At 55.4% G+C, this 23,487-nt stretch carries 23 protein-coding genes; 18 read left to right on the forward strand and 5 right to left on the reverse strand.

All coding sequences use genetic code 11. The features are described 5' to 3' along the window. Positions 1–41 precede the first annotated feature (41 nt). From yjbE to psiE, 5 genes are all read left to right on the forward strand, one after another. Positions 42–284 (forward strand): exopolysaccharide production protein YjbE, encoded by a 243-nt coding sequence (gene yjbE, locus INF86_RS01455; RefSeq protein ID WP_003860341.1) that lies wholly within the window; start codon positions 42–44, stop codon positions 282–284. 63 nt (positions 285–347) lie between these two features. Then, the gene (locus tag INF86_RS01460) at positions 348–986 is read left to right on the forward strand and encodes a YjbF family lipoprotein (RefSeq protein WP_275062472.1); all 639 of its coding nucleotides are present in this window, start codon (positions 348–350) and stop codon (positions 984–986) included. Then, a complete protein-coding gene (locus tag INF86_RS01465) occupies positions 983–1,720 on the forward strand; it encodes a capsule biosynthesis GfcC D2 domain-containing protein (protein WP_193543154.1) in 738 nt (245 codons plus the stop codon). The genes INF86_RS01460 and INF86_RS01465 overlap by 4 nt, the downstream gene beginning before the upstream one ends. After that, on the forward strand, positions 1,720–3,816 hold the full coding sequence (locus INF86_RS01470) for a YjbH domain-containing protein (protein ID WP_023299084.1): 2,097 nt from the start codon (positions 1,720–1,722) through the stop codon (positions 3,814–3,816). The genes INF86_RS01465 and INF86_RS01470 overlap by 1 nt, the downstream gene beginning before the upstream one ends. Positions 3,817–3,994: 178 nt before the next feature. Further along, on the forward strand, positions 3,995–4,405 hold the full coding sequence (psiE, locus tag INF86_RS01475) for a phosphate-starvation-inducible protein PsiE (RefSeq protein WP_000202963.1): 411 nt from the start codon (positions 3,995–3,997) through the stop codon (positions 4,403–4,405). A gap of 96 nt (positions 4,406–4,501) precedes the next feature. Here the strand turns inward: psiE and malG are convergent, their stop codons facing one another. The 3 genes from malG to malE form a co-directional block, all read right to left on the reverse strand. After that, positions 4,502–5,392, reverse strand: coding sequence for a maltose ABC transporter permease MalG (gene malG, locus INF86_RS01480; RefSeq protein ID WP_003860332.1), 891 nt, complete (start codon positions 5,390–5,392; stop codon positions 4,502–4,504). 14 nt (positions 5,393–5,406) lie between these two features. Beyond that, positions 5,407–6,951: a maltose ABC transporter permease MalF gene (gene malF / locus INF86_RS01485; protein WP_023299085.1), complete on the reverse strand. Its 1,545-nt coding sequence runs from the start codon at positions 6,949–6,951 to the stop codon at positions 5,407–5,409. A 121-nt stretch (positions 6,952–7,072) separates the two neighbouring features. After that, positions 7,073–8,263 carry a maltose/maltodextrin ABC transporter substrate-binding protein MalE gene (malE, locus tag INF86_RS01490; RefSeq protein ID WP_022646733.1) on the reverse strand — a complete coding sequence of 397 codons (1,191 nt, stop codon included), beginning with the start codon at positions 8,261–8,263 and terminating at the stop codon, positions 7,073–7,075. A gap of 371 nt (positions 8,264–8,634) precedes the next feature. Between malE and malK the strand changes: the two genes are divergently transcribed. The 5 genes from malK to ubiA all read left to right on the forward strand — a co-directional run bounded on the left by malK (position 8,635) and on the right by ubiA (position 13,756). Beyond that, on the forward strand, positions 8,635–9,744 hold the full coding sequence (malK, locus tag INF86_RS01495; protein ID WP_003860329.1) for a maltose/maltodextrin ABC transporter ATP-binding protein MalK: 1,110 nt from the start codon (positions 8,635–8,637) through the stop codon (positions 9,742–9,744). Between the two features lie 42 nt (positions 9,745–9,786). After that, positions 9,787–11,154 carry a maltoporin gene (locus tag INF86_RS01500; RefSeq protein ID WP_032621777.1) on the forward strand — a complete coding sequence of 456 codons (1,368 nt, stop codon included), beginning with the start codon at positions 9,787–9,789 and terminating at the stop codon, positions 11,152–11,154. A gap of 111 nt (positions 11,155–11,265) precedes the next feature. Then, positions 11,266–12,204, forward strand: coding sequence for a maltose operon protein MalM (gene malM, locus INF86_RS01505; RefSeq protein WP_032627019.1), 939 nt, complete (start codon positions 11,266–11,268; stop codon positions 12,202–12,204). A 172-nt stretch (positions 12,205–12,376) separates the two neighbouring features. Continuing rightward, the gene (gene ubiC, locus INF86_RS01510) at positions 12,377–12,874 is read left to right on the forward strand and encodes a chorismate lyase (RefSeq protein ID WP_058677314.1); all 498 of its coding nucleotides are present in this window, start codon (positions 12,377–12,379) and stop codon (positions 12,872–12,874) included. Between the two features lie 12 nt (positions 12,875–12,886). Beyond that, on the forward strand, positions 12,887–13,756 hold the full coding sequence (gene ubiA / locus INF86_RS01515; protein ID WP_023305257.1) for a 4-hydroxybenzoate octaprenyltransferase: 870 nt from the start codon (positions 12,887–12,889) through the stop codon (positions 13,754–13,756). A gap of 89 nt (positions 13,757–13,845) precedes the next feature. On the opposite strand, the gene plsB is transcribed toward ubiA, so the two are convergent. Then, complete coding sequence (gene plsB / locus INF86_RS01520; protein WP_022646738.1) at positions 13,846–16,266, reverse strand: glycerol-3-phosphate 1-O-acyltransferase PlsB; 2,421 nt, start codon at positions 16,264–16,266, stop codon at positions 13,846–13,848. A 154-nt stretch (positions 16,267–16,420) separates the two neighbouring features. Between plsB and INF86_RS01525 the strand changes: the two genes are divergently transcribed. The 4 genes from INF86_RS01525 to INF86_RS01540 all read left to right on the forward strand — a co-directional run bounded on the left by INF86_RS01525 (position 16,421) and on the right by INF86_RS01540 (position 19,236). Continuing rightward, complete coding sequence (locus INF86_RS01525; protein WP_006810487.1) at positions 16,421–16,789, forward strand: diacylglycerol kinase; 369 nt, start codon at positions 16,421–16,423, stop codon at positions 16,787–16,789. 108 nt (positions 16,790–16,897) lie between these two features. After that, positions 16,898–17,506, forward strand: a complete 609-nt coding sequence (lexA, locus tag INF86_RS01530) for a transcriptional repressor LexA (RefSeq protein WP_003860318.1) — start codon at positions 16,898–16,900, stop codon at positions 17,504–17,506. A 63-nt stretch (positions 17,507–17,569) separates the two neighbouring features. Continuing rightward, positions 17,570–18,907 (forward strand): MATE family efflux transporter DinF, encoded by a 1,338-nt coding sequence (dinF, locus tag INF86_RS01535; protein WP_022646740.1) that lies wholly within the window; start codon positions 17,570–17,572, stop codon positions 18,905–18,907. 119 nt (positions 18,908–19,026) lie between these two features. Next, positions 19,027–19,236 carry a CsbD family protein gene (locus tag INF86_RS01540; protein ID WP_003860314.1) on the forward strand — a complete coding sequence of 70 codons (210 nt, stop codon included), beginning with the start codon at positions 19,027–19,029 and terminating at the stop codon, positions 19,234–19,236. Positions 19,237–19,283: 47 nt separating this feature from the next. On the opposite strand, the gene zur is transcribed toward INF86_RS01540, so the two are convergent. Continuing rightward, complete coding sequence (gene zur, locus INF86_RS01545) at positions 19,284–19,796, reverse strand: zinc uptake transcriptional repressor Zur (RefSeq protein WP_006810484.1); 513 nt, start codon at positions 19,794–19,796, stop codon at positions 19,284–19,286. 117 nt (positions 19,797–19,913) lie between these two features. On the opposite strand from zur, the gene INF86_RS01550 reads away from it, so the two are divergent. From INF86_RS01550 to pspG, 4 genes are all read left to right on the forward strand, one after another. Then, positions 19,914–20,402 carry a cupin domain-containing protein gene (locus INF86_RS01550; RefSeq protein WP_022646741.1) on the forward strand — a complete coding sequence of 163 codons (489 nt, stop codon included), beginning with the start codon at positions 19,914–19,916 and terminating at the stop codon, positions 20,400–20,402. Between the two features lie 192 nt (positions 20,403–20,594). Continuing rightward, positions 20,595–21,881, forward strand: coding sequence for a conjugal transfer protein TraF (gene traF / locus INF86_RS01555; RefSeq protein ID WP_227414713.1), 1,287 nt, complete (start codon positions 20,595–20,597; stop codon positions 21,879–21,881). A gap of 82 nt (positions 21,882–21,963) precedes the next feature. Beyond that, positions 21,964–22,959, forward strand: coding sequence for a tRNA dihydrouridine(20/20a) synthase DusA (gene dusA, locus INF86_RS01560; RefSeq protein WP_003860304.1), 996 nt, complete (start codon positions 21,964–21,966; stop codon positions 22,957–22,959). 136 nt (positions 22,960–23,095) lie between these two features. Then, positions 23,096–23,338 carry an envelope stress response protein PspG gene (pspG, locus tag INF86_RS01565; RefSeq protein WP_017382623.1) on the forward strand — a complete coding sequence of 81 codons (243 nt, stop codon included), beginning with the start codon at positions 23,096–23,098 and terminating at the stop codon, positions 23,336–23,338. The last annotated feature ends 149 nt before the right edge of the window (positions 23,339–23,487 follow it).

Here is a 23,487-nt window from a genome sequence, read left to right on the forward strand (position 1 = left end):
TTTCGGGCAAATCTCCATTCATTCATTGAAGGGAAATTGTTATGAAGAAAGTACTGTATGGCATTTTTGCCATATCTGCGCTTGCGGCGACGTCTGTCTATGCAGCTCCGGTCCAGGTCGGGGAAGCAGCAGGGTCGGCAGCGACGTCTGCGTCTGCGGGGAGTTCTACCGCAGCCAGCACCAGCGCCGTAAGTTCAGCCGTGGGTGTCGCGCTGGCGGCAACCGGTGGCGGTGATGGCTCCAATACCGGAACCACGACCACTACGACGACCAGCACCCAGTAATACCGGGTGTTTTAATCATAACCACACTTCGGTGTGGTTATTTCGCCCCTTCGGAGAAGAGTCGTGAAGCGACCTGCAATCATCCTGATTTGCCTGCTGTTGCAGGCGTGCTCAGCTACCACCAAAGGGCTGGGCCACTCACTGTGGGACAGCATGTTCGGCACGCCGGGCGTGCATCTGACCGATGACGAACTTCAGAACATGCCGTATGCCAGCCAGTACATGCAGCTAAACGATGGTCCGCAACTGTTTGTGGTGCTCGCTTTCGATGAAAACGGGCAGCAGAAATGGGTGACGCAGGATCAGGCCACCATCGTGACTCAGCATTCCCGAATCGTGAAAACGTTGCTCGGCGGCGACAACCTGCTTGAGGTAAACAACCTGGCTGAAGATCCGCTCATCAAGCCGAATCAGATCGTCGATGGCGCAAGCTGGACGCGCACAATGGGCTGGACCGAGCACAAACAGGTGCGCTACGCCACGGCCCGCTCCACCTTCCGCTGGGACGGTACAGACAGTGTGACAGTCGGTAGCGACGAAACGCAGGTTCGCGTGCTGGATGAAGAGGTAACAACTGACCAGGCCACCTGGCATAACCGCTTTTGGATCGACGAGGAGGGCCAGATCCGTCAGTCCTTGCAGTATCTCGGTGCGGGTTTCTTCCCGGTGAAAACGACCCTTATCAAGGCGGCGAAATCATGAAAACGCTTATCCACATTGCGCTTCTCGCCAGCCTGGCCTCGCCGCTGGCGTGGTCTGCGGGAACGGTACAGGTCTACACCCCGGACAGCGAAAAACCTAAAACCTTAACCAATGCCGGGCATCTGCTCGATCTGGTGGGGCAGCCGAGGCTGGCGAAAAGCTGGTGGACCGGGGCGGTTATCAGCGAGCGTCAGGCGACGATTGTAGCGGAACAAAAACATCAGGCGCTGCTCGCCCGACTGAGCGGGCTGGCACAACAGGAAGATGCTGACGATGCCGCGGCCATTACTAGCCTGCGTCAGCAGCTTCAGGCGGTTAAGGTGACGGGTCGCCAGAAGGTGAATCTCGATCCGGATGAGGTGCGCGTCGCCGAAAACGGCAATCCGTCGCTGGAAGGGGACTATACCCTGTGGCTGCCGGCTCAGCCTTCCACCGTCACCGTGATGGGGCTTATCAGCAGCCCTGGCAAAAAGCCGTTTACGCCGGGCCGGGACGTCGTGAGCTATCTCGACGAGCAAAGCTTGCTCAGCGGTGCGGATAACAGCTATGCCTGGGTGGTCTATCCGGACGGGCATACGCAAAAAGCGCCGGTGGCTTACTGGAATAAACGCCATATAGAACCTATGCCAGGCAGCATCATTTTTGTCGGTTTTGCCGACCATTTCTGGACGAAAGCGTATGACGGGCTTAATGCCGATATCCTTCGCTCCCTGATACAGCGGATACCGGAATAATGAAAAAAACCTATCTCTACAGCATGCTTGCACTGTGCGTGAGTGCCGCCTGTCATGCAGAAACGTATCCGGCACCCATCGGCCCGTCGCAGTCCGATTTTGGCGGCGTGGGCTTACTGCAAACCCCGACCGCGCGTATGGCCCGCGAGGGGGAAATCAGCCTTAACTATCGCGATAACGATCAGTACCGTTACTACTCTGCGTCCGTGCAGCTGTTCCCCTGGCTGGAGACCACGCTGCGCTACACCGACGTGCGTACAAAACAGTACAGCAGCGTGGACGCCTTCTCCGGCGATCAGACCTATAAAGACAAAGCCTTCGACGTGAAGCTGCGCCTGTGGGAAGAGAGCTACTGGATGCCGCAGGTCTCCGTCGGGGCGAAAGACATTGGCGGGACCGGCCTGTTTGATGCGGAATACATCGTTGCCAGCAAAGCCTGGGGACCGTTTGATTTCTCGCTGGGTCTTGGCTGGGGCTACCTCGGCACCAGCGGCAACGTAACCAACCCGTTCTGTACCTACAGCGACAAATACTGCTACCGCGATAACAGCTATAAAAAAGCGGGTTCCATCAACGGCGACCAGATGTTCCACGGCCCGGCCTCGTTGTTTGGAGGCGTAGAGTATCAAACGCCATGGCAGCCGCTGCGCCTGAAGCTGGAGTACGAAGGCAATAACTACAGCGAAGATTTTGCCGGCAAGATTGAGCAGAAGAGCAAGTTTAACGTCGGCGCCATTTACCGCGTCACCGACTGGGCCGACGTTAACCTCAGCTATGAGCGCGGTAATACCCTGATGTTTGGCTTTACGCTGCGCACCAACTTTAACGACATGCGGCCGCGCTACAATGATAACCCGCGGCCCAAATACCAGCCGGAGCCGCAGGATGCGATCATTCAGCACTCCGTGGTAGCGAACCAGCTGACGCTGCTGAAATATAACGCGGGCCTGGCGGATCCGAAGATCCAGACCAAAGGCGATACGCTGTACGTCACCGGCGAGCAGGTAAAATACCGCGACTCCCGCGAAGGGATCGAGCGCGCCAACCGGATCGTCATGAACGATCTGCCGGAGGGGATCCGCACGATCCGCGTGACGGAGAACCGTCTCAACCTGCCGCAGGTCACCACTGAAACCGATGTTGCCAGCCTTAAGCGTCATCTTGAAGGCGAACCGCTGGGACATGAAACCGAGCTGGTGCAAAAACGCGTTGAGCCGGTGGTGCCAGAGAGCACCGAGCAGGGCTGGTATATCGATAAATCCCGCTTCGATTTCCATATCGATCCGGTGCTGAACCAGTCCGTGGGTGGGCCGGAAAACTTCTACATGTATCAGCTGGGCGCGATGGCGACGGCGGATCTGTGGGTGACCGACCACCTGTTGACCACCGGTAGTCTGTTCGGCAACCTTGCCAACAACTACGACAAATTTAACTACACCAACCCGCCGAACGATTCAAAACTGCCGCGCGTGCGTACCCGCGTTCGCGAATATGTGCAGAACGATATCTACGTGAATAACCTGCAGGCCAACTACTTCCAGTACTTCGGTAACGGCTTCTACGGCCAGGTTTACGGTGGCTATCTGGAAACCATGTTCGGCGGCGCGGGGGCGGAGGTGCTTTATCGTCCCGTCGACAGTAACTGGGCGTTTGGGATTGATGCCAACTACGTGAAACAGCGTGACTGGCGCAGCGCGCAGGACATGATGAAGTTCACCGACTACAGTGTCAAAACCGGCCACCTGACCGCCTACTGGACGCCGTCGTTCGCACAGGATGTGCTGGTGAAAGCCAGCGTCGGGCAGTACCTGGCGGGCGATAAGGGCGGCACGCTGGATATCTCCAAACACTTCGACAGCGGCGTAGTGGTAGGCGGTTATGCCACCATCACCAACGTTTCGCCAGACGAGTACGGGGAAGGGGACTTCACCAAAGGGGTGTACGTGTCGATTCCGCTGGATCTGTTCTCGTCAGGCCCAACCCGCAGCCGTGCGGCAGTGGGCTGGACGCCGCTGACGCGCGACGGCGGTCAGCAGCTTGGACGTAAGTTCCAGCTGTATGATATGACCAGCGATAAGAACATTAACTTCCGCTGATGCTTGTTTGCCCGGTGGCGCTGCGCTTACCGGGCCTACGAGAGTATTTTTGTAGGCCGGGCAAACGCAGTGCCGCCCGGCAAGAATGTTCATATGGACAAAACATAAACAAAAAATATAGATCCCCGTCACATTTTTGCGTTATACAGGAACCTCGCCCTGGAGAATGAGGTGCTGTATGACATCCCTGACTCGTCCGCGTGTTGAGTTTATCTCAACGATACTCCAGACCGTGCTGAACCTCGGTCTGCTGAGCCTTGGCCTGATCCTGGTCGTGTTTCTGGGTAAAGAGACGGTGCATCTGGCGGATGTGCTGTTCGCACCTGAGCAAACCAGCAAATACGCGCTGGTGGAAGGCCTGGTGGTCTACTTTCTCTACTTTGAATTTATCGCCCTGATTGTGAAGTACTTTCAGTCCGGCTTCCACTTCCCGCTGCGCTATTTTGTCTACATTGGCATCACCGCCATTGTGCGGCTGATCATCGTCGATCATAAATCCCCGCTCGACGTGCTGATCTACTCGGCGGCGATCCTGCTGCTGGTGATCACCCTCTGGCTGTGCAACTCAAAGCGGCTGAAACGCGAATAAAAAAAGGGCGCTCCGAAGAGCGCCTAACAACAGTCACAAGTTGGTTCAATACAATACGTCTAAAGTTGAGGGTTGCAGTGGCATAACAGATGAAACTTAACCTTTCACACCGCCCGCCGTCAGGCCGTTGACCAGCCAGCGCTGGGCCAGCAGGAACACCACGGTAATCGGGATGGCAGAGAGTACGGCCGCCGCGGCAAAGTCGCCCCACAGGTAGTTTTGCGGGTTGAGGTATTGCTGCATACCGACGGCCAGGGTGTAGCTGTTCACATCGCGCAGTAACAGAGAGGCGACCGGTACTTCGGTGATCGCCGCGATAAACGACAGGATGAACACCACCGCCAGAATCGGCACCGACAGCGGCAGCAGCACCAGACGGAACGCCTGCCACGGGGTGGCGCCATCCAGCGCGGCGGCTTCTTCCAGTGAACCATCGATGGTTTCGAAATAGCCCTTGATGGTCCACACATGCAGGGCGATGCCGCCAAGATAGGCGAAGATCACGCCGCCGTGGGTGTTCAGGCCGATAAACGGCACGTACTGGCCCAGACGATCAAACAGGGCATACAACGCCACCAGTGACAGCACCGCCGGGAACATCTGGAAAATCAGCATCCCTTTCAGCAGGGTCGCTTTGCCAGGAAAACGCATACGGGCGAAGGCGTAAGCACAAGTGGTGGAGAGCGTCACGATGCCGATGGCAGTGATGGTCGCCACTTTTACCGAGTTCCACAGCCACAGCAGCACCGGGAACGGCGGGGGAGTGACGCGTCCATCCGCGTGTTCCACACTGAAGCCCAGCGCGAGTTTCCAGTGCTCCCAGGAGATTTCATCCGGGATCAGGCTCCCGGTGGCGAAGTTCCCCGAACGCAGGGAGATGGCGATAACCATCAGCAGCGGGAACATGATCGCCGCGATGAAAATCAGCAGGCCTAAGTGCGTCGCGAGGAGGCGCAGTTTCTGAGATTTGGGTTGTACCATAGCCATGTTCAGTGCCCTCCTTAGTCAAATTTCATACGTGTAGCTTTCAGGTTCACGATCGCCAGGGCGCCCACCAGCAGGAAGATCAGGGTGGCAATCGCCGCCGCCAGTCCGAAGTCCTGGCCACCGCCGCCTTCGAAGGCGATACGGTAGGTGTAGCTCACGAGCAGGTCGGTATAACCTGCCGGCGTGGTGGTGCCGAGACGGTCCGGACCGCCGTTGGTCAACAGCTGAATCAGCACAAAGTTGTTAAAGTTAAAGGCGAAGCTGGCAATCATCAGCGGCGTCAGCGGCTTAATGAGCAGCGGCAGGGTAATTTTGAAGAAGTTCTGGAACGGACCCGCGCCGTCCATCGCCGAGGCTTCGTACAGGTCGTCCGGGATGGCCTTCAGCAGCCCCATGCACAGGATCATCATGTACGGATAACCGAGCCAGGTGTTCACGATGATAATCATCGAGCGAGCGGTGGTCGGGTCGCTGAACCAGGCCGGTTTGATGCCGAACAGCGCGCTCAGCATCATGTTGATTTCACCGAAGCTCTGGTTAAACAACCCTTTGAAAATCAGAATCGAGATGAACGATGGCACGGCGTACGGCAGAATCAGCAGCACGCGGTAAATCGCTTTCCCTTTCAGGGACTCCCACTGGACCAGACAGGCCAGCACCATGCCCACGGCCACGGTCAGGATCACGGTCAGGATGGAGAAGACTACCGTCCAGACGAAGATGGCGAAGAACGGTTTCTGGATGCCTTCGTCGGTAAACACGCGGGTAAAGTTATCCCAGCCGATGGTAACGGTATAGCCCGGGCTGAGCTTGTCGTCGCCCCAGCTGCCGTCGGCATTCACCGACTGATAGAAACCAATGTCGTTATTCGGACGGTACTTCACGCCGCTCTGGTTGTTGGTCAGCGTGCCGTCATCCGCCAGAGTATAAAGCGGCTGCGTGCCGGAAAACTGGCGCAGCGAGCTCATGGTTACTTTGCTGTCATCGGGCAGCACGGCGGTGAGCTGGGTCAGCGCCTGGCGATTTTGAGTGATGATACGCAGGTTGGCACGTTCACCTTCTGGCAAGGCCGCGGCCTCTTTTAAGACCAGCTTCTGCTCGCCGCCAAATTTGAACGCGTCGGAAAGATAGTTTTTGCCGCTCTCACCGTCAGTGAGCGCTAACTTCCACTCATCTCCCGCAGGATACAGGCCGAAGTTAAAGGTTTTACCCGCCTGATAAGAACGATCCAGAAGCACCTGAGTGGCACGCTCCTGCGCGAGCTGGTTGGTGCTGCTGTAGTTAGTAAAGGCAATCGCGATGGTGCAGATCAGCGGAAAGAGGACAAACAGCCCCATCCCGGCAACACCGGGGTAGACATAGCGCCAGGCATACGCTTTACGGTTGGCGAAAATATACAGGCCAACCGAGCTTAAAATCAGCGTCATGATGGCAAAAAGGTATTCCCCTTGCACGTACATTAAAACAACAAGGTAACCCACCAGCAGACACAGCAGACCTATCACTGACCACTTCAGTGCGTCGCTTTGCCACCAGCGTTTCTTTTTAATGACATCCATGGGGTTCTTCCTCTACAACGGTGGAAACTTATCGTCAGGTGGCGCTGGGCTTACCTGACCTACGGATCGTGCCGTAGTCGTAGGGCGGGTAAGCGCACGCGCCACCCGCCGTTTTTCAGACTTACTTAGTAATACGACCCTGAGCATCTTTCAGCGCGGCATCAACAGTCTGGCGACCGCTTGCAGCGTTGATGACGGCGGTACGGGTGGCGTACCAGAACGCAGCCATCTGTGGGATGTTCGGCATGATTTCGCCTTTCTGGGCGTTATCCATGGTGGCCGCAATGCGTGGATCTTTCGCTAACTGATCCTGGAAGGATTTCAGCGCAACGGCGCCCAGCGGTTTGTCCTTGTTCACTTCATCCAGACCCTGATCGGTCAGCAGGTAGTTTTCGAGGAACTCTTTCGCCAGCTCTTTGTTCGGGCTGGCGGCGTTGATACCCGCGCTCAGCACGCCAACAAACGGTTTAGACGGCTTGCCGTTGAAGGTTGGCAGCAGGGTCACGCCGTAGTTGACTTTGCTCTTGTCGATGTTGGTCCAGGCCCACGGACCGTTGATGGTCATCGCGGTTTCGCCTTTGTTGAACGCCGCTTCCGCGATGGAGTAGTCGGTATCCGCGTTCATGTGTTTGTTCTTAATCAGGTCAACCAGGAAGGTCAGGCCTTTTTTCGCGCCCGCGTTGTCCACGCCCACGTCTTTCACGTCATATTTGCCGTTTTCAAACTTGAACGCGTAGCCGCCGTCGGCAGCAATCAGCGGCCAGGTGAAGTACGGCTCTTGCAGGTTGAACATCAGAGCGGATTTACCTTTCGCCTTCAGCTCTTTATCCAGAGCAGGGATCTCTTCCCAGGTTTTCGGTGGATTTGGCACCAGGTCTTTGTTGTAAATCAGTGACAGGGCTTCAACCGCGATTGGGTAAGCGATCAGCTTGCCGTTATAGCGAACGGCGTCCCAGGTGAACGGGAACAGTTTGTCCTGGAAGGCTTTGTCTGGCGTAACTTCTGCCAGCAGGCCAGACTGCGCGTAGCCCCCGAAACGGTCATGCGCCCAGAAGATAATGTCCGGTCCATCGCCGGTTGCCGCAACCTGCGGGAACTTCTCTTCCAGTTTGTCCGGGTGTTCTACGGTGACTTTGATACCGGTGTCTTTCTCGAATTTTTTGCCCACTTCGGCCAGACCGTTATAGCCCTTGTCGCCGTTAATCCAGATAACCAGCTTACCTTCTTCAATTTTGGCGAGAGCCGGTGCGGAAATCATCATTGCTGCGAGGGCGGACAATGCGAAAACGCGTGCGCCAGTCTTGATCTTCATATCTGCCATCCTTTATTGGTGATGTGCTCGTGGATACATAAGGTGGTTCAACGTGACTCAGTCTCCTTATTTGACATCCTCTTTCCATCCTCCCAGTCCCTACGCCCCACCCCCTGTTTGTGTGATCCCTGTAACATAAATTTAAGTTATGAGTGCTGGCGCACATAAAAACCCACTGAATTTTGCAGGCCGCTTCACGATTTTCGCCTCAGCCCCTCCGCTGCGGTCGCAGAGCCTGCTCTCTCATCCTCCCGCCTCCTCCCCCATAAAAAAGCCGGGGGGTGGAGGATTCACGAAAGTAATGGAACACGCATAGTGAACTTATCTTGAATGTTTCTGTCGGTGACAGGTTGTAACGAAGGGAGAAGGGCATGGCGAGCGTACAGCTGCGTAATGTAACGAAAGCCTGGGGCGACGTTGTGGTGTCAAAAGACATCAATCTGGACATCCACGAAGGTGAGTTTGTGGTGTTCGTTGGTCCATCAGGCTGTGGTAAATCTACTCTGCTGCGTATGATTGCCGGTCTTGAAACCATCACCAGTGGCGATTTATTTATTGGTGATACCCGAATGAACGACATCCCGCCAGCTGAACGCGGCGTGGGCATGGTGTTCCAGTCTTATGCGCTTTATCCGCATCTTTCCGTTGCCGAGAACATGTCCTTTGGCCTGAAGCTGGCCGGCGCGAAAAAAGAGACCATTAACCAGCGCGTCACCCAGGTGGCGGAAGTGCTCCAGCTGGCACATCTGCTGGAGCGTAAACCGAAGGCGCTCTCCGGTGGTCAGCGTCAGCGTGTGGCGATCGGCCGTACGCTGGTGGCCGAGCCGCGCGTGTTCCTGCTCGATGAACCTCTCTCTAACCTGGATGCCGCCCTGCGCGTCCAGATGCGTATCGAAATCTCCCGTCTGCACAAGCGTCTTGGACGCACGATGATTTACGTCACCCACGATCAGGTCGAAGCGATGACGCTGGCCGACAAAATCGTGGTACTGGACGCCGGTCGCGTGGCGCAGGTGGGCAAACCGCTGGAGCTGTATCACTACCCGGCAGACCGCTTTGTTGCGGGCTTCATTGGCTCGCCAAAGATGAACTTCCTGCCCGTAAAAGTGACCGCGACGGCAATCGAACAGGTACAGGTGGAGCTGCCAAACCGTCAGCAAGTCTGGCTGCCGGTCGACAGCGCCAACGTACAGGTGGGGGCCAATATGTCCCTCGGTATCCGCCCTGAGCATTTACTGCCGAGCCACATCGCTGATGTGACGCTGGAAGGTGAAGTTCAGGTCGTCGAACAGCTTGGTCACGAAACACAGATTCATATCCAGATCCCCGCCATCCGTCAGAACCTGGTCTACCGCCAGAATGACGTGGTGTTGGTAGAAGAGGGTGCCACATTCGCTATCGGTTTGCCGCCAGAGCGTTGCCATCTGTTCCGTGAGGATGGCACTGCATGTCGTCGGTTGCACAAAGAGCCAGGCGTTTAAGCATTCCAATTACAAAGAAAAGCAATGATCTCAGGAGATAGAATAATGATTACTCTGCGCAAACTTCCTTTGGCAGTTGCCGTCGCAGCGGGCGTAATGTCTGCTCAGGCACTGGCAGTGGATTTCCATGGTTATGCTCGTTCTGGTATCGGCTGGACGGGTAGTGGCGGTGAACAACAATGTTTCCAGGCAACAGGCGCACAAAGTAAATACCGTCTCGGTAACGAATGTGAAACCTACGCCGAACTGAAACTGGGCCAGGAAGTGTGGAAAGAAGGCGACAAGAGCTTCTATTTCGACACCAACGTAGCGTACTCCGTGGCACAGCAGAATGACTGGGAAGGTACCGATCCGGCGTTCCGTGAAGCTAACGTGCAGGGTAAAAACCTGATTGAATGGCTGCCTGGCTCTACCATCTGGGCCGGTAAGCGCTTCTATCAGCGTCATGACGTACACATGATCGACTTCTACTACTGGGATATCTCTGGTCCTGGTGCCGGTATTGAAAACATCGATCTGGGCTTCGGTAAACTGTCTCTGGCAGCGACGCGTTCCCAGGAAGCTGGCGGTTCTTATGCCTTCAGCAGCCAGAACATCTATGACCGTACCAAAGATACCGCGAACGACGTATTTGACGTGCGTTTAGCGGGCCTGGAAACTAACCCGGACGGCGTGCTGGAACTGGGTGTGGATTATGGCCGCGCGAACACGACCGACGGCTATGATCTTGCCGACGGCGCGTCGAAAGATGGCTGGATGTTCACCGCTGAACATACCCAGAGCATGCTGAAAGGCTACAACAAGTTTGTGCTGCAGTATGCGATGGACTCAATGACCACGCAGGGTAAAGGTCTGAGCCAGGGTTCCTATGGTTCTTCCAGCTTTACCATCACGAATCCTGATGGCACGACGACCAATTACGCCAACGATGTGATTAACAACAACGGCAGCCTCTGGCGCATCCTGGACCACGGTGCAATCACCCTGGCCGACAAGTGGGACCTGATGTATGTCGGTATGTACCAGAAACTCGACATGGATGATAACCAGGGGAGTGACTGGTGGACCGTGGGTGTACGTCCGATGTACAAATGGACGCCAATCATGAGCACCCTGCTGGAAGTGGGCTACGACAACGTCAAATCCCAGGAAACCGGCGATCGCAACAGCCAGTACAAAATCACCCTGGCGCAACAGTGGCAGGCTGGCGACAGCATCTGGTCTCGTCCGGCCATCCGTGTCTTCGCAACCTACGCGAAGTGGGATGAGAAATGGGGCTACGCGAAGAACGGTAACGGCGATGCCACCCGTTACGCGATCTCTGACTCCACCGGTAACGGTCGATTCTCTACCAGCCGCGGCGATGACGATGAGTTCTCCTTCGGCGCCCAGATGGAAATCTGGTGGTAACCGAATCCTGATCTGACGATGTAATCTGGGGGGCGAAAGCCCCTCAATTCCTGAGGTACTGCGCGCTATTGCCTGGCCACCGCAGTGCTTACGCTTTCTGAGGTGATAACAATGAAAATGAAGAAAAATCTCGTCGCGCTGTGCCTGTCAGCGGGTCTGCTGGCCTGTGTGCCTGGCGTCACGCTCGCTGACGTCAATTATGTACCGCAGAATACCAGCGCAGCGCCTGCCATTCCGACAGCCGCTCTACAGCAATTAACCTGGACGCCGGTGGATCAGTCCAAAACGCAGAGCACACAGCTTGCGACGGGTGGCCAACAGCTCAATGTGGCTGGCATTACCGGGCCGGTAGCCGCCTATAGCGTACCGGCTAATATCGGTGAGCTAACGTTGACTTTATCCAGTGAAGTTAACAAACAGACCAGCGTTTTTGCGCCGAACGTTCTGATCCTCGATCAGAACATGACGCCTTCCGCCTATTTCCCCAGCAGCTATTTTACCTATCAAGAGCCGGGTGTAATGAGCGCGGACCGCCTGGAAGGGGTAATGCGTCTGACCCCGGCGCTCGGGCAGCAAAAGCTCTACGTACTGATCTTCACCACTGAAAAAGATTTGCAGCAAACCACCACTCTGCTCGATCCGGCAAAAGCCTATGCCAAAGGGGTTGGTAACGCCATTCCCGATATTCCCGATCCGATTGCGCGCCATACCACCGACGGCCTGCTTAAGCTGAAGGTGAAAACCAACAGCAGCTCCAGCGTACTCGTAGGCCCACTGTTTGGCTCATCTGGCCCGGGTCCGGTAACGGTGGGTAATACTGCCGCGCCTGTGTATGCCGCGCCAGCCGCAGCACCAGCCGCAGCCCCGGCCCCGGCGAAAAAAGCCGAGCCGGTGCTTAACGATACTGAAACTTACTTTAACAACGCCATCAAGCAGGCAGTTAAAAACGGCGATGTCGATAAAGCGCTGAAACTGCTTGATGAAGCCGAGCGTTTAGGTTCAACCACTGCCCGTTCCACCTTTATCAGCAGTGTAAAAGGCAAGGGGTAACCGTCTCCCCACAGTGCTGATTTTGTTAGTCGTTTAGTGCGCCTTCACGGGCGCACTTTTTTTGGCTAAGTTGCACCTTTGTTGCGATAGTGATCGTTAAATTCTGTTTGTCCGTCCTCATTTTGCCAATCTGCGATACAATGCTTTTACGTTATGTATCGGAGAGTCTGGCATGTCACACCCCGCGCTAACGCAGCTGCGTGCGCTACGCTATTTCGACCACATCCCTGCGCTTGACCCGGAACAGCTGGACTGGCTGCTGCTGGAAGATTCCATGACAAAACGTTTTGAGCAACAGGGTAAAACGGTCACGGTGACGATGATTCAGGAAGGGTTTGTCTCGGCTGAAGCGATTGCCAGCGAGCTGCCGCTGCTGCCGCAAGAAGAACGCTACTGGCTGCGTGAAATTTTACTCTGTGCGGATGGCGAGCCGTGGCTTGCCGGGCGAACGGTGGTTCCTGAGTCTACACTTTCCGGGCCGGAGCTTGCACTGCAACGCCTCGGCAAAACGCCGCTGGGGCGCTATCTGTTCACCTCGTCTGAACTGACCCGTGATTTTATTGAAATTGGTTGCGATGCCGATTTGTGGGGGCGCCGTTCCCGCCTTCGTTTGAGTGGCAAGCCGTTAATACTGACGGAACTCTTTTTGCCTGCATCGCCGTTGTACTAAGAGGGAGAAAAAATGGAGTGGAGTCTGACGCAGAATAAGCTGCTGGCCTATCACCGCCTGATGCGTACTGATAAACCCATTGGCGCGCTGCTGCTGCTGTGGCCGACCTTATGGGCGCTGTGGGTTGCCACGCCGGGCGTACCGCCGCTTTGGATCCTGGCGGTGTTTGTGGCGGGTGTCTGGCTGATGCGCGCTGCGGGCTGTGTGGTCAACGACTATGCTGACCGGAAATTTGATGGACATGTTAAGCGCACCGCGAATCGTCCTTTGCCGAGCGGTCAGGTGACCGGGAAAGAGGCGCGCATCCTGTTTGTGGTGCTGGTGCTTCTCTCTTTCATGCTGGTGTTAACCCTTAACACCATGACCATTCTGCTGTCCGTCGCTGCTCTGGCGCTGGCCTGGGTCTACCCATTTATGAAGCGATACACCCATCTGCCGCAGGTGGTATTGGGTGCGGCATTTGGCTGGTCGATTCCCATGGCGTTTGCCGCGGTCAGCGAGTCCGTTCCGCTCAGCTGCTGGCTGATGTTCCTGGCGAATATTCTCTGGGCCGTTGCGTACGATACCCAATACGCGATGGTCGATCGCGATGACGATCTCAAGATTGGCATCAAATCGACGGCGATCCTGTTTGGCCGTCACGACAAACTGATCATCGGCATATTGCAGGTGGCGGTGCTGGCGCTGATGGTGGCGATTGGTCGCCTGAACGGGCTGAACTGGGAGTTTTACTGGTCCGTGCTGGTGGCGGGTCTGCTGTTTGCGTATCAGCAGAAGCTGATCGCGAAGCGCGAGCGTGAAGCCTGCTTTAAAGCGTTTCTGAATAATAACTACGTCGGGCTGGTGCTGTTTATGGGGCTGGCGATGAGTTATTGGTCATAAAAAAGCCGGGTGGCGGCTTCGCCTTACCCGGCCTACGATTTAGCAGAACATGTAGGCCGGGTAAGCGTTAGCGCCACCCGGCTTTAACATCACTCGCCCTGCGTCGAACTCTCAATCGTTAAACGCACATCCGCGGTAATCAGCTCTGCCAGCATCTGGTAAACCTTCATCGTCTCTTCCGGCTCAGCATCGCCCGTATCGCTAATGTAACCTTCGTCGCGCAGCGTCAGCACCAGGGAGCTGAATACCGCTTTGTCGAAGAATTCCGGGGCGTTAATGCCATGCAGAACGGACAGGCGCTGGGCCAGCGTCCGACTCTCTTTTTCCAGCGTACCGCGGTTGATTGACGGGTTAGCACTCAATAACCAGAAGGTAATGGCGTAGCGCTGCAACGTCTCACGCGCACCGGAAGCCAGGAGCTGCAAGGTTCGGGAACGTGACGGATTGATATGCAGTTCGTCATCACTGATGGTAATCAGCCCCTGACGACGCATCTCTGCGGACATTTTATCGAGCTCTGCCGCCAGCTCATCGTTACTCCAGCGCAGGAACAGCTCCGCTTTCAGCATCGGATAGATGGCCTGAATATGGCGCAGCAGCTCCTGACGCGAAATACGGCGGTGCTGGGTAATAATGGCAGCCATCAGTGACGGCAGCATCAGCATGTGAGTGATGTTATTACGGTAGTAGGTCATCAGCACGGCCTGCTCGCGCGGCAGAATGATGATGTCACCAATCGTATCTTTCTCGACTTCGAACTTGTTCATCTGCAACGCGTGATCGATCAATTCGCTGGCGGTGGCAGACGGCACGGTCGAATCCACGGAATACGGCACGTTGCGCATGATATCCAGATAGCAATCAATCTGCTCGGTCAGCTGTTCACGGGTCAGTGAACGCTGGCGAGAGGCCAGAAGCGCGGTACAACACAGGTTCATGGCGTTTGCCGCACCAGCATTGTTGATGCGTACCATCAGCTCGGATGCAATGCCGTTGACCGTTGGCGTCAGCCAGGCCGGACGTACCGCTTCGATAGGATCAATAGACTCGCGCCACTCCGGAACATGATGGTTCAGATACGTCATCAGCGGCAGGGGCTCGCCAAAGTTCACGTAGCCCTGGCCGAGATTGCGCAATTTACTCAGACCACGCAGCATCTGCGGCAGACTCTCTTTCTCTTTGGTCGCACCGCGCAGCTCTTTCGCGTAGGTGCCCACTTCCATCACGTGTTCATAACCGATGTAAATAGGCACCAGCGTGATAGGACGCGTACCGCCACGCAGCATGGCCTGAATGGTCATCGACAGCGTGCCGGTCTTCGGATCGAGCAGACGACCGGTACGGGAGCGACCGCCTTCAACAAAGTACTCCACGGAATAACCGCGGCTGAACAGCTCGCCCAGATACTCCCTGAAGACGGTGGAGTAGAGCTTGTTACCCTTGAAGGTACGACGAATGAAGAACGCACCCAGACGGCGGAAAATCGGACCAGCTGGCCAGAAGTTCAGGTTGATACCGGCAGCAATATGCGGCGGCACCAGGCCCTGGTGATAGAGCACGTAAGAGAGCAGCAGGTAGTCCATGTGGCTGCGGTGGCAGGGCACATAGACAATCTCGTGGCCGTCATGCGCTAACTGACGCACGCGCTCGGCGTTGTGGACGTTAATCCCCTGATAGAGGCGGTTCCACGTGAAACCGAGGATACGGTCAGAGAGACGAATCATCTCGTAGGAGAAGTTCGCGGCGATCTCTTCCATCAGCGCGATTGCGTTCTGCTGCGCTTTCTCGTGCGAAATCTTCTTGCTGCGCGCTTCGTCTTCTACGGCACGGGCAATCGCTTTGGAAGCCAGCAGCTTGTTAAACAGATCCTGACGCGCCGGGAGACGTGGCCCAACGGCCGCCAGACGCTGACGTGCAAAGTGCATACGCGCAACGCGCGCCAGCTTTTGCGCAATGATTTTGTCAGTACCGTGTTCATCCGCCATGCGGCGCAGTGAAACGGAAGGCGAGAAGCGAACAAAGCTGTCGCGTCCCAGCCATGAGACGGCGAAGAATTTCTGAATGCCGTTGAGCATACGCAGCGGCGGGTTCTCTTCCCCTTTTTCACGCCCCGGACGACGGCCAAACATCACCGACACCGGCACCATCTGCACGTCCAGATCGGGGTTGCTGCGGTGCAGATCGAGGTAATCATGGAACAGCTTAATGGACTCTTCTTTCGGCGTGTAATAGGTGAACACGCGCGGTCCGCCATGGATGAACACGTAGCGCGGCAGCAGCGTACCGTCGACTTCCAGCGGTTCAAGCGGGTCAGGTAAATCGTGCGCCAGACATTGAGCGCGAAGCGTTAGCAGGTCTGCCTTCGAGTTATAAGGCAAAACGTACATAATAGGGCGCGACGTATCGAGCCCTAATTCCAGCGCAGGTTCTGCTGGGATAGACTTACTTTTTACCAGTACGCTTAATGGTAAATTAAGTAATTTGTAGTAAATTCGTGGCCAGCCGGACATAAACGATGTAAAGCCTCTGGTTAATAATGCAATTGCGGCGCAAGGATAACAGAAAGCGCGCAAAATTTCTGTTGTTACCCGTCATACTTCAGGTCGCAGCAAAACGCGCTGCGGCTTTAGTTACTGACGCTATTTATCATAAAAGGTTCTTTTAATGGCCAATAATACCACTGGGTTAACTCGAATCATTAAAGCTGCCGGTTATTCATGGAAAGGTTTCCGCGCCGCATGGGTTAATGAAGCCGCTTTCCGCCAGGAAGCGGTTGCCGCAATCGTTGCCGTTGTCATCGCCTGCTTCCTTGATGTTGATGCTATCACCCGCGTACTGCTCATCGGATCTGTCCTTCTGGTGATGATAGTGGAAATTCTGAATAGCGCTATTGAGGCCGTTGTTGACCGAATCGGGTCGGAATTCCATGAACTGTCTGGCCGGGCGAAAGACATGGGTTCCGCTGCCGTACTGCTGTCGATTATCACGGCGGCGATCACCTGGGTCACGCTACTTTGGTCGCATTTCCGATGAGCCTCGAGGAATAATTAAGTCCCTGGTTTTTTGTGCAGTTTTTGGTTCCAAAATCGCCTTTGACTGTATATACTCACAGCATAACTGTATATACACCCAGGGGGCGGTATGAAAGCGTTAACGACCAGGCAGCAAGAGGTGTTTGATCTCATTCGGGATCATATCGGCCAGACGGGTATGCCACCCACGCGTGCAGAAATTGCGCAGCGTCTGGGCTTCCGTTCTCCTAATGCTGCCGAAGAGCACCTTAAGGCGCTTGCGCGTAAGGGCGTGATTGAGATTGTTTCCGGCGCCTCACGCGGCATCCGTCTGCTGGTGGAAGAAGAGAGCGGTATTCCGCTGGTGGGTCGCGTAGCCGCAGGTGAACCTCTGCTGGCGCAGCAGCACATCGAAGGGCACTATCAGGTTGACCCAGGCATGTTCAAGCCGAGCGCCGATTTCCTGCTGCGCGTTAGCGGAATGTCCATGAAAGATATCGGTATTCTTGATGGCGATCTGCTGGCGGTACACAAAACCCAGGACGTGCGTAACGGACAAGTGGTCGTGGCGCGCATTGATGATGAAGTGACGGTTAAGCGCCTGAAAAAACAAGGCAATACCGTGCAGCTTCTGCCTGAAAACAATGAATTCTCCCCGATTGTGGTGGATCTCCGCGAGCAGAGCTTCTCTATTGAAGGGCTGGCGGTCGGCGTTATCCGCAACGGTGAATGGCTGTAATCTTTTCCTGACAGGCTGTAGTTCCTCTACAGCCTGGCCTGTTTTCTGATTCCGGTAATTTCCATGGCATTGCTAACTTCTGCCGATAAGGCGTTGTGGCGTCTTGCGCTACCGATGATTTTTTCCAATATTACCGTTCCTCTGCTGGGGCTGGTGGATACGGCGGTAATCGGGCATCTGGATTCGCCGATTTACCTGGGCGGCGTCGCGATCGGCGCAACGGCGACCAGCTTCCTCTTTATGCTGCTACTTTTTCTGCGCATGAGTACGACAGGCCTGACGGCCCAGGCGTATGGTGCAAAAGATCCCCTGCGTCTGGCGCGTGCGCTGGTTCAGCCGCTCATTCTGGCGTTCGGTGCTGGCGCGTTAATCGTTCTGTTGCGTACGCCGCTGATTGATCTTGCGCTCCATATTGTAGGCGGCAGCGATGCCGTACTGGAACAAGCCCGGCGGTTCCTCGAAATTCGCTGGCTCAGCGCGCCCGCTTCACTGGCAAACCTGGTCCTTCTGGGCTGGCTGCTGGGCGTGCAGTACGCCCGCGCGCCAGTGATCCTGCTGGTGGTGGGCAACCTGCTTAACATTGTGCTCGATCTCTGGCTGGTGATGGGACTGCACATGAACGTCCGGGGCGCGGCGCTGGCTACGGCAATTGCCGAGTACGGGACGCTGCTGATCGGTTTGGGGATGGTCTGGCGCGTGCTGGCGATGCGCGGTATCACCCTGGATCTGCTGAAATCGGCCTGGCGCGGCAATATGCGTAAGCTGCTGGCGCTCAATCGCGACATCATGCTCCGTTCGCTCCTGCTGCAACTCTGCTTCGGCGCATTAACCGTTTTTGGTGCGCGTCTTGGGCCTGAGATCGTCGCCGTCAACGCAGTGCTCATGACGTTACTGACCTTTACCGCTTACGCGCTGGATGGTTTTGCTTACGCCGTCGAGGCGCATTCAGGGCAGGCTTATGGCGCGCGTGAAAGCGGCCAGTTACGCGAAGTCTGGCGTGCTGCCTGTCGTCAGGCGGGTCTGGTGGCGCTGGTCTTTGCTCTGGTTTACGCCTGTTTTGGTGGGCATATTGTCGCGCTTCTCACCTCGTTGCCCGCGCTACGTGAGCTGGCCGATCGCTACATCCTCTGGCAGGTAGTATTACCGGTGGTGGGTGTGTGGTGCTATTTGCTGGACGGCATGTTTATTGGTGCGACGCGCGGGGCGGAGATGCGCAACAGCATGGCCGTCGCTGCGGCGGGGTTCGGCCTGACGCTGCTGACCTTGCCGTATCTCGGCAATCATGGTCTGTGGCTCGCGCTGGCGGTGTTTCTCTCACTGCGTGGCCTTTCGCTGGCCGTTATCTGGCGTCGTCACTGGCGAAACAATACCTGGTTTCCAGCCCCGCACGATATATCGTAACGGTTAAAGATTCCGAATATAAAAATAAATGCCGAATCCTTAACTATAATAATAATCACGTCCAGCAGAAAAGAACGAAGCGGACGATACTCATAGACGCTTAACACGAGGACACGATTATGAATAAAGACGAAATCGGCGGCAACTGGAAGCAATTCAAAGGTAAAGCGAAAGAACAGTGGGGTAAGCTGACAGATGACGATATGACCGTCATTGAAGGTAAGCGCGATCAGCTGGTAGGTAAAATCCAGGAGCGCTACGGTTATGAAAAAGATCAGGCGGAAAACGAAGTCAAAGACTGGGAAACCCGTAACGACTACCGCTGGTAACCGGCACTATCCCCAAGGGCGGCTCTGAGCCGCCTTTTTCTTTGGCCTTAACGCGGCTTTTTCTTCACCAGGATAGAGTGATCGTGCTGACAGGCATCCTGATGACGGCATGACTCCACCTCCACGCAGGCAGAACATAAGCCGTGGGCTTCGATCACGTTATGGCGCAGCGCAAAGCCCATTCTGGCTGCCAGCGTATGCATAATATCTTCCACACCTTCCGCACACTCTTCCTTCACCACGCCACAGCGATCGCAGATAAACATGGCGGACGTGTGAGTAGGCTGGTCAAAAAGATGGCACAGCACATAGCTGTTTGTTGATTCCACTTTATGCACAAACCCTTGCTCCAGCAGAAAATCCAGCGCCCGATAGACGGTCGGCGGTTTTGCCTGCGGCTCGCTTTCACGCAGCAGGTCGAGCAGATCGTAAGCGCTGATGGCACCCTGTTGCAGGCTCATCAGACGCAGTACCTCAAGGCGCTGCGGGGTCAGGCGCACATTGCGTTGCGCACAGAGCTTTTCAGCTTGCGCTAACAGCTCTTTTGTGGACTTGTCCATCGGGCACCTCGGATGTGGTAAGGGGTGAAAACCCTCACTTTATCATGTTCTGCTAAAAACACCGAGATCCGCCGGGCTGTGCTATACCTGACGCATCGCAAATCGGGAGATCGCATGATGAAAAGACCTGACTGTATTCGGCACTGGCGGGACGTGGAAGGCGCCGATGACGCAACGTATCCGGACAGCAATGAACGGTTTTCTATTGGCGCGCCGCTGGCCCGCAAGCTGGGTCTCGGCCGCATTGGTATTCACCATGAACGGCTGCCGCCCGGACGCCGTACTTCTTATCCGCATGCGGAAAGCGACGAAGAGGAGTTTGTTTACGTTCTGGAGGGTTACCCTGAGGCCTGGATCAATGGTTATCTGTGGAAGCTTGAACCCGGAGACAGCGTGGGATTTCCTGCCGGCACGGGCGTGTGCCATACCTTTATCAACAACACCGATGAAGAGGTGCGCTTACTGGTGGTGGGTGAGGCTAATAAAAAACATAACCGCATCTACTATCCCCTCAATCCGGTGTATGCCGTGACGCGCGAAGACCACTGGGTAGACCATCCGCCTCAGTTTTTTGGCCCGCACGATGGAAAACCTGGGCGAAAATAATTTCCTCTTCTATAAATATTGATGGTCGTCACACATTAGAACAGGCCGGGATGGAATTTAACTTAGGGAAATAGCGGGTCTTTTTGTACTTATTCACAGCAATAGTTCGTTCCTGTTTGGGTGATAACAGACAGGGTTAACTAATAACAAACTATTTACGAGCACACTGTGAAAAAACATTTTAAATTTTCGATGGTTAGCATTGCTGTCTCCTTTTTTATGGCAAATCAGGCGGGAGCAGCCAATACCTGGACGGAAGCGCGTAGCGACGCAATGGGCGGAACGGGTGTCGCGGCAGGGAGCTATGGCAGCGGGGCGTTAATCAACCCCGCGTTACTGGCAAAATCTAAGCCCGAGGATGATGTGACGGTCATTTTGCCGTCCGTTGGCGTGCAGGTGACCGATGAAGACAATCTTCAGGACGAGATTGATACCATTAACGATAAAATCAATCATTACAAGGACGTGGTTGATAGTCTGACCCCCATTGATATCATCACGAATCCATTAGGTTCGATCAATCAGTTCCAGGGCGCAGCGAAAGATCTCGCTGATGAGCTGGACTACCTGAAAGGCAAAACCGCACACGCCACCGCAGGGGCGGGGATTGCCGTCAGTATCCCTAACGATGTCCTTTCCGTGGCCTTTATGGCCAAAGGCTATGCACATGGCCGCGTCAGCTCTTCAATCGATCAGCAGGACATTGATTATCTGCGCGGTATACAACGAAGCGATGCGGTGGCTGCCGGTGTGGCGCTGGATGCCGCGCTAAACGGTTCCGATCAGATCACCAAAAACCTTAACTCTACGGCGTCTGGTCGGGCGGCGATTGTGTCCGACTACGGTATTGCGGTAGCCCGTCAGTTCGATCTTGGCGGCGTTCCGGTTTCTGTTGGCGTCACGCCGAAGCTGCAAAAAACCTGGCTCTATAACTACACTACCTCAATCTACGATTACGACAGTAATAAGTGGAACGACAGCCGCTACCGTACCGACGACACTGGCTTCAACGTTGATGCCGGTATTGCTGCTGATTTCGGTGAAAACTGGACGGTCGGCGTGAGCGGGCAAAACCTGATGTCGCGCGATATCGATACCAAAGATATCCGCATTCGCAACGGGCGCACGGGAGAGGTGGTGAGTTATAAAGACACCTATCAGATCCGTCCGCTGGTCACTGCCGGGGCCGCCTGGCACAACGATCTGGTCACGCTGACCGCAGATGGCGATCTGACCGAAACCAAGGGCTTTAAAAGCGAAGACACCTCCCAGTACGTTGGCGTCGGTGCCGAAGTCACGCCGCTGAGCTGGCTGGCAGTACGCGCCGGTTATCGTGCGGATATGAAAGGGAACGACAGCAACGTCTTTACCGGCGGTGTCGGTTTTGCGCCGTTCAACTCCGTCCATGTTGACCTGATGGGGCTTTATGGCGAAGACGAGACCTGGGGCGCAGGGGCACAGTTGAGCATGACGTTCTAAAGTACACCGGAGGCGCTGCGCCTCCGGCTTTTCTTTGTGCTATAGTAGCGCCCCTTTTCCGCCAGATGCTTAAAAGTTCGCCATGTCGTCAGAATTTCAGACCGCTTTCCCTGCACATCGTTTTTCCATTGCGCCAATGCTCGACTGGACGGACAGACATTGCCGCTATTTCCTGCGTCAGCTCTCCCGCCATACGCTGCTATACACCGAAATGGTCACTACCGGCGCAATTATTCACGGCAAAGGCGACTATCTGGCGTACAGCGAAGAGGAGCATCCGGTTGCGCTGCAACTCGGTGGCAGCGATCCGGCTGCGCTGGCGCAGTGCGCGAAGCTGGCCGAAGAACGCGGCTATGACGAGATTAACCTCAACGTCGGTTGTCCGTCCGACCGTGTGCAAAACGGCATGTTCGGCGCGTGTCTGATGGGAAATGCGCACCTGGTGGCGGACTGCATCAAAGCGATGCGCGACGTCGTCTCTATCCCGGTCACGGTCAAAACCCGTATCGGCATAGACGACCAGGACAGCTATGAGTTTCTGTGTGATTTCATCAACACGGTATCAGGGAAGGGTGAATGCGAGATGTTTATCATCCACGCCCGTAAAGCCTGGCTCTCAGGCCTCAGCCCGAAAGAAAACCGCGAGATCCCGCCGCTGGACTACCCGCGCGTGTACCAGCTGAAACGCGACTTCCCACACCTGACCATGTCGATCAATGGCGGTATTAAGTCGCTGGACGAGGCCAAAGCGCACCTCGAACATATGGATGGCGTGATGGTCGGACGCGAGGCGTATCAGAATCCGGGCATTCTGGCGACGGTTGACCGGGAAATCTTTGGCGTTGAGGGTGCTGACACCGATCCCGTGGCCGTAGTGCGCGCCATGTATCCGTACATTGAGCGCGAGCTGAGTCATGGTACGTATCTGGGCCACATTACCCGCCATATGCTTGGCCTGTTCCAGGGCATTCCTGGTGCGCGCCAGTGGCGTCGTTATCTCAGCGAGAACGCGCATAAAGCCGGTGCGGATATTGAGGTACTGGAACACGCGCTGCGTCTGGTTGCGGATAAACGTTAAATTTCGCTAAAAGATGGTCAAATACGCCACGCCCTGCAACACATTGCGGGGCGTTTTGCTTTCAGAACAACAACTTATTTTTGGCATGATTCTTGTAATGATCGCAGCATCATTCGGGAACTCGTGGGAGAGCACCATGCTGGAACTACTTTTTGTGATTGGCTTCTTTATCATGCTGATGGTCACGGGCGTGTCGCTGCTCGGTATTCTGGCCGCGCTCGTTGTGGCCACGGTGGTGATGTTTGTCGGCGGATTATTTGCCCTGACGATTAAACTCTTGCCGTGGTTACTTCTGGCGATTGCGGTGGTATGGGCCATACGGGCGATTAAATCACCAAAACTGCCGACTTATCAGCGTAATAACCGCTTCCGTTACTAAGGTATTGAGGGGTACGTCACATACCTGCAACTTTTCCGGCAGCAATCTTTAGAACAGAATAGGATTTACTTATCGAATCTGTCACTATGGCTGCCGCTAAAGAATTCATCGAGCTGTACCCTACATACAGCCGAACTAAAAAAAAGAAA

The sequence above is a fragment of the Enterobacter cloacae complex sp. I1M genome, assembly GCF_014982425.1.
GTDB classification, from domain to species: Bacteria; Pseudomonadota; Gammaproteobacteria; order Enterobacterales; family Enterobacteriaceae; genus Enterobacter; species Enterobacter intestinihominis.

Bases quoted from the DNA above. Each gene is read 5' to 3' on its own strand.
- malF (WP_023299085.1), bottom strand. From the start codon at position 6,951: ATGGATGTCATTAAAAAGAAACGCTGGTGGCAAAGCGACGCACTGAAG.
- malE (WP_022646733.1), bottom strand. From the start codon at position 8,263: ATGAAGATCAAGACTGGCGCACGCGTTTTCGCATTGTCCGCCCTCGCA.
- INF86_RS01550 (WP_022646741.1), top strand. From the start codon at position 19,914: ATGAAAAGACCTGACTGTATTCGGCACTGGCGGGACGTGGAAGGCGCC.
- INF86_RS01470 (WP_023299084.1), top strand. From the start codon at position 1,720: ATGAAAAAAACCTATCTCTACAGCATGCTTGCACTGTGCGTGAGTGCC.
- dusA (WP_003860304.1), top strand. From the start codon at position 21,964: ATGTCGTCAGAATTTCAGACCGCTTTCCCTGCACATCGTTTTTCCATT.
- zur (WP_006810484.1), bottom strand. From the start codon at position 19,796: ATGGACAAGTCCACAAAAGAGCTGTTAGCGCAAGCTGAAAAGCTCTGT.
- plsB (WP_022646738.1), bottom strand. From the start codon at position 16,266: ATGTCCGGCTGGCCACGAATTTACTACAAATTACTTAATTTACCATTA.
- ubiA (WP_023305257.1), top strand. From the start codon at position 12,887: ATGGAGTGGAGTCTGACGCAGAATAAGCTGCTGGCCTATCACCGCCTG.
- malK (WP_003860329.1), top strand. From the start codon at position 8,635: ATGGCGAGCGTACAGCTGCGTAATGTAACGAAAGCCTGGGGCGACGTT.
- malM (WP_032627019.1), top strand. From the start codon at position 11,266: ATGAAAATGAAGAAAAATCTCGTCGCGCTGTGCCTGTCAGCGGGTCTG.
- INF86_RS01465 (WP_193543154.1), top strand. From the start codon at position 983: ATGAAAACGCTTATCCACATTGCGCTTCTCGCCAGCCTGGCCTCGCCG.
- ubiC (WP_058677314.1), top strand. From the start codon at position 12,377: ATGTCACACCCCGCGCTAACGCAGCTGCGTGCGCTACGCTATTTCGAC.
- pspG (WP_017382623.1), top strand. From the start codon at position 23,096: ATGCTGGAACTACTTTTTGTGATTGGCTTCTTTATCATGCTGATGGTC.
- psiE (WP_000202963.1), top strand. From the start codon at position 3,995: ATGACATCCCTGACTCGTCCGCGTGTTGAGTTTATCTCAACGATACTC.
- lexA (WP_003860318.1), top strand. From the start codon at position 16,898: ATGAAAGCGTTAACGACCAGGCAGCAAGAGGTGTTTGATCTCATTCGG.
- INF86_RS01525 (WP_006810487.1), top strand. From the start codon at position 16,421: ATGGCCAATAATACCACTGGGTTAACTCGAATCATTAAAGCTGCCGGT.
- INF86_RS01540 (WP_003860314.1), top strand. From the start codon at position 19,027: ATGAATAAAGACGAAATCGGCGGCAACTGGAAGCAATTCAAAGGTAAA.
- malG (WP_003860332.1), bottom strand. From the start codon at position 5,392: ATGGCTATGGTACAACCCAAATCTCAGAAACTGCGCCTCCTCGCGACG.
- yjbE (WP_003860341.1), top strand. From the start codon at position 42: ATGAAGAAAGTACTGTATGGCATTTTTGCCATATCTGCGCTTGCGGCG.
- dinF (WP_022646740.1), top strand. From the start codon at position 17,570: ATGGCATTGCTAACTTCTGCCGATAAGGCGTTGTGGCGTCTTGCGCTA.
- traF (WP_227414713.1), top strand. From the start codon at position 20,595: ATGGTTAGCATTGCTGTCTCCTTTTTTATGGCAAATCAGGCGGGAGCA.